This window comes from Pseudomonas frigoris (genome assembly GCF_047758635.1).
GTDB classification, from domain to species: Bacteria; Pseudomonadota; Gammaproteobacteria; order Pseudomonadales; family Pseudomonadaceae; genus Aquipseudomonas; species Aquipseudomonas frigoris.
The window spans coordinates 4,199,009-4,210,981 of record NZ_CP180479.1 but is presented as its reverse complement, the minus strand read 5'-3'; the positions used below and the strand labels follow the sequence as shown (position 1 = coordinate 4,210,981).

15 protein-coding genes are annotated in these 11,973 nt (G+C 55.6%); 9 read left to right on the top strand and 6 right to left on the bottom strand.

Features of this window, described 5'->3' with window-relative positions:
* The first annotated feature begins 54 nt into the window (after nt 1-54).
* Nucleotides 55-489 carry a rhodanese-like domain-containing protein gene (locus ACMXYH_RS19345; RefSeq protein ID WP_140682108.1) on the top strand — a complete coding sequence of 145 codons (435 nt, stop codon included), beginning with the start codon at nt 55-57 and terminating at the stop codon, nt 487-489.
* Between the two features lie 110 nt (nt 490-599).
* Here the strand turns inward: ACMXYH_RS19345 and ACMXYH_RS19340 are convergent, their stop codons facing one another.
* A complete protein-coding gene (locus ACMXYH_RS19340) occupies nt 600-1,232 on the bottom strand; it encodes a type 1 glutamine amidotransferase (RefSeq protein ID WP_415764521.1) in 633 nt (210 codons plus the stop codon).
* A gap of 248 nt (nt 1,233-1,480) precedes the next feature.
* Between ACMXYH_RS19340 and ACMXYH_RS19335 the strand changes: the two genes are divergently transcribed.
* The 3 genes from ACMXYH_RS19335 to ACMXYH_RS19325 all read left to right on the top strand — a co-directional run bounded on the left by ACMXYH_RS19335 (nt 1,481) and on the right by ACMXYH_RS19325 (nt 4,525).
* Nucleotides 1,481-2,260, top strand: coding sequence for an ABC transporter substrate-binding protein (locus ACMXYH_RS19335; protein WP_415764520.1), 780 nt, complete (start codon nt 1,481-1,483; stop codon nt 2,258-2,260).
* A gap of 216 nt (nt 2,261-2,476) precedes the next feature.
* The gene (locus tag ACMXYH_RS19330) at nt 2,477-3,589 is read left to right on the top strand and encodes a succinylglutamate desuccinylase/aspartoacylase family protein (protein WP_415764519.1); all 1,113 of its coding nucleotides are present in this window, start codon (nt 2,477-2,479) and stop codon (nt 3,587-3,589) included.
* 219 nt (nt 3,590-3,808) lie between these two features.
* Nucleotides 3,809-4,525 (top strand): alpha/beta hydrolase, encoded by a 717-nt coding sequence (locus tag ACMXYH_RS19325; RefSeq protein WP_129443333.1) that lies wholly within the window; start codon nt 3,809-3,811, stop codon nt 4,523-4,525.
* Between the two features lie 3 nt (nt 4,526-4,528).
* Here the strand turns inward: ACMXYH_RS19325 and ACMXYH_RS19320 are convergent, their stop codons facing one another.
* Nucleotides 4,529-5,116, bottom strand: a complete 588-nt coding sequence (locus ACMXYH_RS19320) for a hypothetical protein (RefSeq protein WP_134418654.1) — start codon at nt 5,114-5,116, stop codon at nt 4,529-4,531.
* 56 nt (nt 5,117-5,172) lie between these two features.
* Here ACMXYH_RS19320 and ACMXYH_RS19315 point away from each other — a divergent pair, with 56 nt between their 5' ends.
* From ACMXYH_RS19315 to ACMXYH_RS19305, 3 genes are all read left to right on the top strand, one after another.
* Nucleotides 5,173-5,532, top strand: coding sequence for a hypothetical protein (locus ACMXYH_RS19315; protein ID WP_415764518.1), 360 nt, complete (start codon nt 5,173-5,175; stop codon nt 5,530-5,532).
* A gap of 117 nt (nt 5,533-5,649) precedes the next feature.
* Nucleotides 5,650-6,042 (top strand): Imm41 family immunity protein, encoded by a 393-nt coding sequence (locus ACMXYH_RS19310; RefSeq protein WP_415764517.1) that lies wholly within the window; start codon nt 5,650-5,652, stop codon nt 6,040-6,042.
* Between the two features lie 198 nt (nt 6,043-6,240).
* The gene (locus tag ACMXYH_RS19305; RefSeq protein WP_415764516.1) at nt 6,241-6,762 is read left to right on the top strand and encodes a RimK/LysX family protein; all 522 of its coding nucleotides are present in this window, start codon (nt 6,241-6,243) and stop codon (nt 6,760-6,762) included.
* A gap of 75 nt (nt 6,763-6,837) precedes the next feature.
* Here ACMXYH_RS19305 and ACMXYH_RS19300 read toward each other — a convergent pair whose 3' ends face one another.
* From ACMXYH_RS19300 to ACMXYH_RS19285, 4 genes are all read right to left on the bottom strand, one after another.
* Nucleotides 6,838-7,230 carry a YkvA family protein gene (locus ACMXYH_RS19300; RefSeq protein ID WP_415764515.1) on the bottom strand — a complete coding sequence of 131 codons (393 nt, stop codon included), beginning with the start codon at nt 7,228-7,230 and terminating at the stop codon, nt 6,838-6,840.
* A gap of 106 nt (nt 7,231-7,336) precedes the next feature.
* Entirely contained in the window at nt 7,337-8,545 is a 1,209-nt protein-coding gene (locus ACMXYH_RS19295) for a sensor histidine kinase (protein ID WP_415764514.1), read from the bottom strand.
* Nucleotides 8,546-8,561: 16 nt separating this feature from the next.
* A complete protein-coding gene (locus ACMXYH_RS19290; protein ID WP_415764513.1) occupies nt 8,562-9,254 on the bottom strand; it encodes a response regulator transcription factor in 693 nt (230 codons plus the stop codon).
* Nucleotides 9,255-9,377: 123 nt separating this feature from the next.
* A complete protein-coding gene (locus ACMXYH_RS19285) occupies nt 9,378-9,911 on the bottom strand; it encodes an ATP-dependent zinc protease family protein (RefSeq protein ID WP_415764512.1) in 534 nt (177 codons plus the stop codon).
* A gap of 163 nt (nt 9,912-10,074) precedes the next feature.
* On the opposite strand from ACMXYH_RS19285, the gene ACMXYH_RS19280 reads away from it, so the two are divergent.
* Nucleotides 10,075-10,935, top strand: coding sequence for a hypothetical protein (locus ACMXYH_RS19280; protein ID WP_415764511.1), 861 nt, complete (start codon nt 10,075-10,077; stop codon nt 10,933-10,935).
* Between the two features lie 283 nt (nt 10,936-11,218).
* A complete protein-coding gene (locus tag ACMXYH_RS19275) occupies nt 11,219-11,872 on the top strand; it encodes a histidine phosphatase family protein (protein WP_415764509.1) in 654 nt (217 codons plus the stop codon).
* Nucleotides 11,873-11,973: the final 101 nt, after the last annotated feature.

Genomic DNA, 11,973 nt, shown 5'->3' with positions numbered 1-11,973 from the left:
AGCGTCGGGCGGATAAAGTCTTCTCACACCCACCGAGACTTTGGAGTACAGCCCATGACCAGCCTGGTCCGCGAGATTCCCGCCGCCCCATCGGCCATCGCCCTGATGCATTTCAGCAACCGTCTGACCTTCGAAACCGACTGTTCCGACGTCCACGGCAGCCAACAGGCCGGCGAAGTGGATTTTGTGCTGGTAGACGTGCGGGGCCCGCTCGCGTTTGAGCGTGGCCATGTGCCGGGAGCGATCAATATTCCGGGGCGACTGCTGAGCGCTGAAGGTCTGGCGGCGTACCCGAAAACCAGCGTGTTCGTGGTGTATTGCGCCGGGCCCCACTGCAACGGTGCCAACAAGGCTGCCGTGAAACTGGCGGCGCTGGGTTACCCGGTCAAGGAAATGATCGGCGGGGTGACCGGGTGGCTGGATGAAGGGTTTGAGTTGAGTGTTGCGGTGCAACGGCCTGCCAGCACCGTGATCGGTTGCGAATGTTGATGTAGTCGAAAAGATCGCAGCCTCGTTTCACTCGACAGCTCCTACAGGTCTACGCGATCCCCTGTAGGAGCTGTCGAGTGAAACGAGGCTGCGATCTGTTGATATTGCTTCTAAACGGATGCCCACCACCCATCCAGCGTCGCCTGCAACCACTCGAACACGGTTGCGTAGGCGGCGCTGTCCTGTTGACCCCGGGGCAGCGGTGACTCGTCGGCAAAGTGATCATTGAGCGTTGCCACCGATTCAGCCGTCCACTCCGGATGAAACTGCAACCCCACCCGCGTCGGCCCGACGCGATACATCTGCTGCTCGCACTGATCACTGCTGGCCAGCAACTGTGCGTTTGGCGGCAGGTCGATGGCGTCTTCGTGCCATTCCAGCACGTTCAGAGGCTGACCATCGACGAACGTCACGCGAGTCCAACCGGTTTCTGTTCGATCCATCCGCCGCACCTTTCCGCCCAGGCTCAGCGCCAGCAACTGCGCCCCCAGGCAAATCGCAAACACCGCCGCGCCTTGATCCAGACTGCCCGCCAACCACTGACGTTCGGCTTCCAGCCAGGCCGGCCCGCCGTTGGATTCATAAGGCCCGCCCAACAGGATCACGGGGGCTGCACTGACTGGCGGCAACTGGCCGAGGTCGGCGCGAAAGACGTTCAGGGTCAAACCTCGGGACGCAGCCCACGTGGCAATGGCGCCGGGACCTTCGGCAGGGTGGTGCTGGATCAGGTTCAACGTAGACATAAGGGCTCTCTTGTAGTTTTTGCTTGTAGGTTTTGTCTGAAAAAAGGGCTTGTCCTACAGTCTTTGCACCGGCTTGGCGCACGCTTCAAGGGGCTCGAATCCGTCGGCCACTTTTTTATAAGTATTTGTCGCTTAAACACAATTTGCCCTCCTTGCGCCGCTCTAGACTGCCGGCCACTTCGGTGCTCTCCAATCGGAAGCAGCTACCGAAAGCTGCCAATAAAAGCCTTCGCATACAGGAGTTATAAATGAAGAAGCTAGTGATGTTCGGTGCTCTGGCACTGTCGATGCTGTCCCTGACGGCTATGGCCGAAGACGCCAAGCCGATCCGCCTCGGTATCGAAGCCGGTTACCCGCCATTCTCGATGAAAACCTCTGATGGCAAACTCACCGGCTTCGACGTGGACATCGGCGACGCGCTGTGCGAGCAGATGAAAGTGAAGTGCACCTGGGTCGAGCAAGAGTTCGACGGCCTGATCCCGGCGCTGAAGGTCAAGAAAATCGACGCGATCCTGTCGTCCATGACCATCACCGACGATCGCAAAAAGAACGTCGACTTCACTATCAAGTACTACCACACCCCGGCGCGCTTCGTGATGAAGGAAGGCACCGACATCAAGGACCCGCTGACCGAACTCAAAGGCAAGAAAGTCGGTGTGCTGCGCGCCAGTACCCACGACCGCTTCGCCACTGAAGTGCTGGTGCCGGCCGGTATCAATCTGGTTCGCTACGGCTCCCAGCAGGAAGCCAACCTGGACATGGTCGCCGGTCGTCTCGACGCGATGCTGGCCGACTCGGTCAACCTGGACGACGGTTTCCTGAAAACCGACGCCGGTAAAGGCTTCGCTTTCGTCGGCCCGACTTACGAAGACGCCAAGTACTTCGGCGGCGGCGCTGGTATTGCTGTGCGCAAGGGCGATACCGCCCTGGCAGAGAAATTCAACACCGCCATCACCGAAATCCGCGCCAACGGCAAGTACAAGCAAGTGCAAGACAAGTACTTCAACTTTGACGTTTACGGCCAGTAATCACGCCGTTCAAAAAAGTGGCAACCGTTGACGCGGTTGCCACTTTTTTTATGTGATTTATCCTGCGACATACATCCCATGTAGGAGTTGCCGGAGGCTGCGATCTTTTGATTTTCTGCAGTTTCACTGCCGCTAAAGATCAAGATCTAAAGATCGCAGCCTTCGGCAGCTCCTACGCTCAGCGATCCTGAGCACCGATAGCTACAGGAGCACCCCATGCAACGCATCGATCATCCACTGCCCTGGAGTCACCTGGGCACCGAACGCACCCTCAGCGTGTTTCGTTATGGCGCGGGCACTCGCAAGGTTTACATCCAGGCCAGCCTGCACGCCGATGAACTGCCGGGCATGCGTACGGCGTGGGAACTGAAGAAGCGTCTGGCCGAACTTGAAACCCAGGGTCAGTTGCAGGGCGTGATCGAACTGGTCCCGGTGGCCAATCCCATCGGCCTCGATCAACACCTGCAAGGCAGCCACATGGGCCGCTTCGAGCTGGGCAGCGGCAAGAACTTCAACCGCTCATTCGTCGAACTCAGCGCACCGGTGGCCGAATTGATAGGTGATCGCTTGGGCAGTGATGCGGCTGCCAACATTGCGCTGATTCGCCAGACCATGGGCCAGGTACTCGACGGCTTGCCGGCACCGGCCTCGCAGCTTGAAGCCATGCACCGCTTGCTGCTGCGCCACGCCTGCGATGCCGACATCACCCTCGACCTGCATTGTGATTTCGACGCGGCGATTCATCTGTATGCCTTGCCGCAACACTGGCCGCAGTGGCAATCCCTGGCTGCGCGTTTGAAGGTTGGGGTGGCGTTGCTCTGTGAAGAATCCGGCGGCAGCTCATTCGATGAGTCGTGTTCAACGCCGTGGTTGCGTCTGGCAAGGGCTTTCCCTGAGGCCGCGATCCCGCCGGCCAACCTGGCGACGACGCTGGAGCTTGGCAGCATGGGTGATACGCGAGTCGATCAGGCTCAAGCCAATTGCGAGGCGATTCTCGGATTCCTCGCCGAGCAGGGTTTCATCAAAGGCACTTGGCCTGCGGCCCCGAGCGAATGCTGTGAAGGCATGCCGTTCGAGGGCACTCAATACCTGTTCGCACCGCATCACGGGGTCGTCAGTTTCCTGCGCGATTCGGGTGAATGGGTGGAGAAGGGGGATGCGCTGTTTGAAGTGGTCGACCCGCTGAATGATCGGGTCACGACCGTTTGCGCGGGGACCAGTGGCGTGTTGTTTGCGATTGATCGCGGGCGCTATACACAGCCGGGCACCTGGCAGGCGAAGGTCGCGGGGCGCGAGCCGATTCGGGTCGGGAAGTTGATTAACGACTGAGGATCTTAGTCGTTTTCGAGGCCGCCTTCGCGAGCAAGCCCGCTCCCACATTTCATCTCAGTCGGACACGAAATTTGTGTACACAGATGATTCAATGTGGGAGCGGGTTTGCTCGCGAAGAGGCCCTATGAAGCGGCGATGATGTCCAGCCGATCATCGACATCCCGATTCACAGTGTTAGGCTCTCCCCCGAATCCTGCGCTCTGTGAAGGAAGGTTTATGTTGAAGTTTCTCGCTCTGCTGACACTCCTGGCGTCCGCTGCCGTCCACGCTCAAACCCCGCTGCAAACCGATCTGCCGCTCAAGTACCTGGAGCAGGCCCACCCCGAATCGCGTAATCAGCCCCTGGTGATTTTCCTCCACGGTTTTGGCAGTAACGAGGAGGACCTGTTCGACATCAAGGATGAATTGCCCGCGTCATACAACTACCTGTCGGTACGCGCACCGATGGTGATGGAGGAGGACAGTTACAAGTGGTTTCGCGAGAAGGGTAACGCTGCCTACAACGGTGAGACCGATGATCTGAAGTCCAGCGGCCAGGTGCTGCAGGATTTCGTCGCACAGGCGGCGAAGAAATATCACACCGAACCGAACAAGGTATTCCTGGTGGGTTTCAGCCAGGGCGCGATCATGTCCTATGAGGTGGCCCTGCGTCATCCCGAGGCGGTGGGCGGGATCGCGGCGTTGAGCGGACGGATTTTGCCGGTGCTCCAGTCCGAACTGAAACCGGATGAAAAGCGCCAGAAGCTGGCGATTTTCATCGGTCATGGCACTGCGGACAAACGCCTTCCGTACATTGACGGCACGGACGCCGACAGCCTGTTGCAGAGCCTGTCACTCAAGCCTGAATTTCATGCCTACCCTGGCGTCGGTCACAGCATCAGTGCCAACGAGATGCAGGACTTGAGCGCCTGGTTGCAGCGCCTCAATCCCTGATGCTTACTTGCCGGTGACGATCTGTTTGACCAGCGTCTCGTGGCCAGCATTGTCGCTGAGGCGGGAAATCACCTGAACGATCGCCATGCGCGTGTTGGACGCGGCCATCACTGTGGTGTCGAGGGTTTTGCCGCCGCCCTGAGTGGCGGTGCTGTCGATCTGCCGCAGCCCCAGGCCGGTGCCTTTCTGGGTCAGGCTTTTTTCACTGAGTTTGGTGAAGTCCGGCAGCGCCGTGGCTTGTTCGGTGGCGAAGTCAGACGCCGCGGAGTCGAGGAATTGACCGTCGTTGTCTTTGACATTGAGGCCGCCGGGGATGGTGTTTTCAGCGGCGATCACGACGGTTTTAGTCGCCTGATTGGTGTACATGGTGCCCGTTGCCCCGGCGGTGCCGGTGGCCGCGTCGCCGGCAGGCAGCGGGTTGGCGATGAAACCTTTGGGCAGGGTGAACGTGAACTTGCCGCCGAGCATCGAGACTTTCTGTGCGGGCGCGGTATCGCTGGCAGTGGCCTTGGCGGCCTGCGCATTCAGCGCTCCCAGACTGGCAACCGCCGTCAACAACAGGACAACGGCTTTTTTACTCAACAATGACATTCAGAAACTCCAGGGGATGGTCGGTCTCGCGGTGGGGGGCGATCATCCCATGGAGGTTGCGGCGCATTCCAGCGCGGTCTAACGGACGGTCACGTTCCTTTGGCTACTTATGGACCCGCTCCAACCAACCGCTGCTGGGCGTCATCGGCCTGAAACGACCACTCACCGCACGCATCGACGGCGCCACCAGCGAGGTCAACCTGCTCAACGAACATGGCATCACCACCGTCTTCAATTCCTACGGCACCGGCCTGCGCTTATGGGGCTACCGCACCGCGGCTTGGCCCAGCGTCACCCACATGCGCAACTTCGAAAACGTGCGCCGCACTGATCTCCGATTCTTGCCGGTGCTCGCTGGTATTTGGTCGATTTCTGTCGGTCGCTACCGGCAGAAATCGGCCAAAAGCTGTCGTTGAGAACGCTTCTTTAGTGCCAGGCAATAGCAGGAGGCTAGTGGTTAGGCTATTCGCTTTTAGAGAGCACTCTCGCTACCCTGCGAATCTGCCAAGACATGTGAGAAGGGACTTACCTCGATGGATGCTCATTCTGTAATCGCTAGAAATTCTTCTGCGTGCGAGGAATACGACGACTATTCGTTTATAGGGCGATTACACGAAGAATCAATCTGGGCTCACGATGACTACTGGATGCTGGAGTGGGCGCTATATCAACTAGCAATGGACAAAAGCCCCTCCCAAGAGCTCTCTAGGCGGATTTTCCGCATATTCAGCTACACCTTTCTGTTATTCGGCTGCCACTTAGATCGTCGAGACAGCTTCAAGATTGAAAACCTCAAAAGGAAGGAGGTTTACGATCTTCGTGAAAGAATGCAGCTGGTTTTCGAAGGTTTTTTCGCTCGTAGAATGCCGGCAACAAGCATTTTTTCCGACCCCAATCCTCTGCTCGTCTCCAACCATCAGAGTTGACTGCTTCGGGTCGATTGCAGTCCTTCGCGACAGGCAGAAATCGACCCAAAGCAGTCACTCAAAGAAGTCCAGATTAGGCGATTTTCGTACAGGACACTATGGAGAGCGCAGGCTCCTCCGGAGCGACAGATCATCACATCCTCTTCACAGGCCTTCGCTCAGGATCAGCAAACATCCAAAATTTCAGGGATTAAGCTCGTGACGAATAGTGCAGGCGAATTGATCGCCGCCTTGTTTGCCTCAATCGTATTTCAAAGCGCGTTCCCCGCCGGAGGCCACCCAAAGGTCATTGGATGGGCCGAGGAAGGGTTAATCTGGCCAGAAAGAATAGCTGTCAGAGCCAAGCTAGACACCGACTCTTCGACGTCAAGCATCGATGTCAAGCAACTTGCCCTGTTCAAAAAAGGGGATGTGCAGTGGGCTCGATTTAATATCGCGCTGAAAGATAATAACGATGGGTTACCGATAAACCAGTCCTTCGAACGTGAAATCGTTGGTCATAGTCCAGAAAACCAGACTTCCACCACGGGAAAACGACCAATCGTTGAAATGGATGTATGTTTTGGACAAAGTGTTTACAAGGAGAACTTCACTCTGGATGATCGAAGCAAAATGCTTTACCCGATGATAATTGGACAGCACCTGATCGCCAAGCTGGGCTTTGTCGATGCCTCTAAGACCTTTACCGTTGAGCCGCACTGCGTAGCCATAGGGCAATAACAAGCGTCGGAGTCTGGAATGAGCTTTCAAGGATAGTGAAGAAAGCTTAAAGGTCACCTGTTGTCCAGCAGACACTCAGTTGTGCTTGAAAGCCAGCCATGCAGCTACCAATGCAGCCAACCAAACCATGACGATGAGCACTGCGGCGAACTTATTCACCGGGCGCTTCACATGGTTTTTCTCCCACTCACTCGCTTTTAGCTGACACTCCTCCAGCACCAAGGGTGGCATCAACCGGATAGCGAGCAGAATGCCGAGTGGAAGAATGATTACGTCATCCAGGTAGCCCAATATCGGGATGAAATCAGGAATGAGATCGATGGGGCTCAATGCGTAAGCCACCACGAAAATCGCAATCCATTTTGGTAGCCAAGGCGTTTGGGCATGCTGATAGCAAAACCACAGCACCATGGTCTGGCGTTTAAGGCTTTTTGCCCAACGACGCAGATGCTCAAGAATGCCTTTCATATCAGCGCCTTTGGGGAAAATGTGGAAAAAGTCATTGATACAACTCGTTGAGGGTCAGTGTTTAATGAGGAGCCGTTAGCCAGCGGATTAGCTGGTCATGGGGGAATCACACACTGTGGGAAAATCGCAAGGTGAAACGGCTACCACCGCTCGGGCTGGGCTCATGCTGAACATTCCATCCAAGATGCTCGGTCACGCGCTTGACGATCGACAGTCCCAGCCCCGAACCGCTGGTGAAGTCATCATCCCCTCTTACGAAGCGATCAAATAGACGGGCACGTACGGCCTCTGGCAAACCCGTGCCGCAGTCTTCCACCACAATCCCAGCTGCATTCAAGCAAACGGTTATGACGCCCTGCTCAGTGTGCTGGCAAGCGTTACGCAGCAGGTTGCTCACGGCGATGGTGACCAGTTCCGGAATGGCTTGTACTGAAACCTCCTCAGTGCAGAAGAGGTTGAGTGTCAGGGCCTTTCCACGAAGCAGAGGCTGGCAACGCTCCAGCTCACGTTCAATCAGGGGCCGCAGGTTGATCAAGACGAGGTCGGTAATTTCCGGCACACGGGCAAGCTGTAATAAGGCCCCTACCTGCTGCGCGGTTTCCGAGGCATTACGTCGAATGCGTTCGGTCATGACCAGAAGGTCCGGACGATCCTGCAAGCGACTGGTGAGGACCTCCGCTGCGCCGAGCATAATCGTCAGAGGAGTACGTAGCTCATGGCTGACATCGGCAGTGAACCAGCGTTCGCGTTGCAAGGCATAGCTCAACTGGTTGGTTCGATCATCAATAGCCCTCGCCAGTACACCAATTTCGTCAGTGGCATCGAGGCCAGGCAGCTTTCCTGGCGCATGCTTATCCTGAACCGAGGAGGCCAGATTGGTCAGCGGCCGAATTACCCGGTTCGCACTGACTCTGCCAATCAAGATGGCTAAGCCGATGCCGCCGAGGAACGCAATGCCCAGGGTGATGTATGAAGAGGACTCGATAGACTCGAAGTCGCTTTGGTCATCCACCACGGCATAGCGCTCGCCATCGGCCTCACCGATCAGAACGTGCAGTCCCCGTCCGTTCAGCTTCATTTCGTGCGTGCCCAGTCCTAACGATTGCAGAGGCTGCGGAATCAGCGCGCCTTTGAAAAAGCTCAGATCGAGGGTCTGTGACTGCACCACATGAAATGAATCTGCGGCCCAAAGATCAGCTGCGCGCACGAGCCGATTATCGATGAGTTCCTTCTCGATTTTCCCAACGACAAAGAAAGCGGCACCGGTGAAAAAGCCAACGATGATGACCGCCAGCAACACATAGGCAGCAACCATGCGACCGCGTAACGAGTCACTTTGATACATGGTGGTCGACCAGTCGATAACCTACCCCTGACACGGTGAAAAGCATTGGAGGGGATTGTGGGAAGGATTTGTCGATTGCCTGCCGTAGGGCGTGGATATGGCTTCGTAAGGCATCGCTGAGCGGCGGATCGCCTTTCCAGAGTTCTTGTTCAAGTTCCTCACGGGTTACCAGACTTGGGGCTGCACGCATCAGTGCCACCAACATCTTGTAACCGAATGGCGTCAACTCGACCCGCTGTCCCGCTCGGCGCGCTTCAAAGGTTCCGGGGTCAAATTCCAGATCACCAAAACGCAGCATCTGATCGGTTCTCAGTGTACTTGCTCGCCTCACCAACGCATGAAGCCGCGCTTCCAGTTCAATCAACGAGTAGGGCTTGACCAGGTAGTCATCGGCTCCCGCCTGTAATCCTTTCACCTTGTCATGAACCGTGTCTCGCGCCGTGAGCATCAGCACTGGCGTATTGCATTGCTGCCCTTCACGTAACCGTCGGCACACTTCCAACCCATCCAGGCCTGGCAGCATGCCGTCCAGGACGATCACGTCGAAACGCTGCTCAGCCACCCGAGCCAATCCACCCTGTCCCGTGCGGGCATTGTCGAGTTCGTGTCCGAGGGGCTCGAAATACTCGTAGAGGTTGGCCACGATGTCCGAGTTGTCTTCAATAATCAAAATTCGCATGGTTTGGCTCAAATAACCTCATTCATACATGGAAATCGGTGAGCCGATGCGGCCGCCACTGGAGCGAAAGCGGCGCCCGTAGCGACAACCTTTTTGCATTACCCGCTCGGTCGCCATCGAGGTCTATTTGGCAGACGCACCTTTGCTGCACTTAGGTTCCATGGTGAACGTATGGGAAACATCCACCAACCCCAGATTCTCCAGAGTACGGCGTCCGATGAGAACGGGGTAATTCATCTTGCCTCGATCCTTCAAAGAGAACTGCTCGTTATAAACCTGGTCGCCAATGCATATTGTCATCTGCACCACCGGCCGGTGCTCGGCACCACCGGCACCCCGGACTTTCACATTACGCTCAACCTTACGCTCGAACGGAGCGGTGACCAGCTTTCCCGTTTCGCTGTCTTTCACCTCAACATTGAAGCGAACCCATTTTTCACCGTCTTTGCGGAACGGCTCAAGGTCCTTGGCATCCAGTGAGGAGGTCAATGCCCCGGTATCCAGCTTGATCTTCACCGAAATATTTTCGGGCATCAGTACGCCTTCCTCAATCCAGCCAAAGACCTTCGTTGGGCTTTGAGTCGCCGAGAAGGCCGGCTGTATCAGTGATAGCCCCAGAACGGATGCTGCGAGCCATTTTGCTGTTGAGCGTGCCATATGAAGCTCCTTCAGGATTCGAAGCATCAGTCTGCATAAAGTACCGTCAACGATCCGTTAACACGCACTTCTTGATTTTCAGTGACCAAACCAACGACTTCTTCACGGTCCGTCGGGCAAGCTTTCGATTTAATCAGTAATGCTTTGAATGGGGTCTAGCGTTATGTCGTTGTCTTTTACTGGGTCGAATTGGCGCAGGTTTTTGTTCGGCGTATGTCTGACAATATTAGTTGGGCTGGGCTATCCAGCGTGGCGCCATTTCTACCCAGTAACTGCCGCAAACGGCTGGGACTACGAGGTCTTCCATAGCGCTATTCCGATGGCCAGCGCGCTGGCAGTGGACGATCAGAACGCTGTGTTCGTCAGCCAGGAGCTTTCCAATGAAAAGGGGAAGATCCTGCGTTTGAAGCCAGGTGGCAGCACCACCGAAGTTCTGACAGGACTGTCCAAACCGGACGGTCAAGTCATGTTCCGAGGTGGTCTGGTGACCGGGCAGGAGGGCGGTACTTTGCCGGTGCTGTGGCTACATGATGGGAAGAGCGACGCGTTGTTCGAGGCTGACAATGTCGAAGGGATTGCCACCGATGGCCATGCGTTGTTCGCCATAGAGGATAAGACGCCGGGGCGACTGCTTCGCTACGATCCCGAGACCCACGAGCTCAGTGTCCTTCGCGAAGGGCTCGACGAAGGTGAAGGCATCAGCATTTGCCCGGATGGGCGCTTGTTTTACACCGAGAAGGCAAAGGGCTGGGTCAAACAATGGAAGGCTGAAGGCGTTGACACAGTCGTTGCCAAGGGTTTGAACGCTCCGGGATTCGTGCAGTGCACAGGGGACGGGCTCTGGATCACAGAGGATGCCACCCACATGGCCCGACTGTTGCTGCTCGACTCGTCCGGTAATCTCCAGGCGATTCTCAATCACTTACGTGCTGCACAAACCATCATCCGACTCGATGCTGATCGCTACTTGCTGGCCGAACAAGGACGTAACCGCATTCTTGAGCTTAAACGCATTAGCAGATGAATCAGCCAGCAGATTTATCTTCACATCCTTTTTACCAGGTATGTACTTGTGTCCAAATCGTTGTCTTGCCACAACTCACAGGGGATCTTGGCGAGATTTGATCTGTAACCTTATAGGCATAGCTCGGCTTGCACTTTTTTGACTGAGCCAGCCTGTTCGACTCTCAGTGAAGAAGCCGTTAATACGAATTCTTAATTTTCAGTGGCCGAACTAACGGTTTCTTCACGGTCCCTCGGGCAGGCTCTCGGCTGAATCAGCCACGCTTTGAATGGGGTCTAGCTCTATGTCGTTGTCTTTCACTGGGTTGAATTGGCGCAGCAAAAAAGCGCTTTTTGCCGCACTCGTCATCGTGCTTTGTATAATAGCAGCCTACTTTCTATTCAGAGCGCCTCGACTGCCCAACCTTGCTCACAGTACGCCCTTGGAAATTACCAATCTGAAATCGGCATGGACCAATGGGAATGTTATTGTTCTCATTCGCCACGCAGAACGCTGCGATCAATCGAGCGCTCCCTGCCTGAATGCCCCAGATGGCATTACTACAAGGGGTAAGGATGTTGCAGTGGGGTTGGGCGAGCAATATCAAAAGCTCGGTCTTGATAAGACAGATATTTTTACCAGCCCCCTGACGAGGACCAAGCAGACCGCCATCTTCATGTTTAACCATGAAATTGAAGGTCAGGAGTGGCTTGCGTCCTGCCGAGGTATCATGCTGCAAAAGTCGGTTGAGACTAAGCGTAAAGGACACAACCTGATCCTGGTTACGCACAGCAGCTGCATTCGGCAAATCGAAAAAAGTTTAAATGTGCATGCACCTGAAAAGCCACCTTATACCTCTTCGCTTTTTTTGTTATTCGGCGAGAATGATAAAAGACCACAAGCGCTCGGTTTTGTGAACACACAAGACTTTAGTGTTGAATTTATGAGTCGGAAATAGTCATGGCCGTCCATAAACTCAAGATTCCGTTGGTTGACTCAACGTCAGTCCTGAACTCTGCAAGTTGGCTGGATAGCACGGCGTTGTCTTGCAGAAGGAGC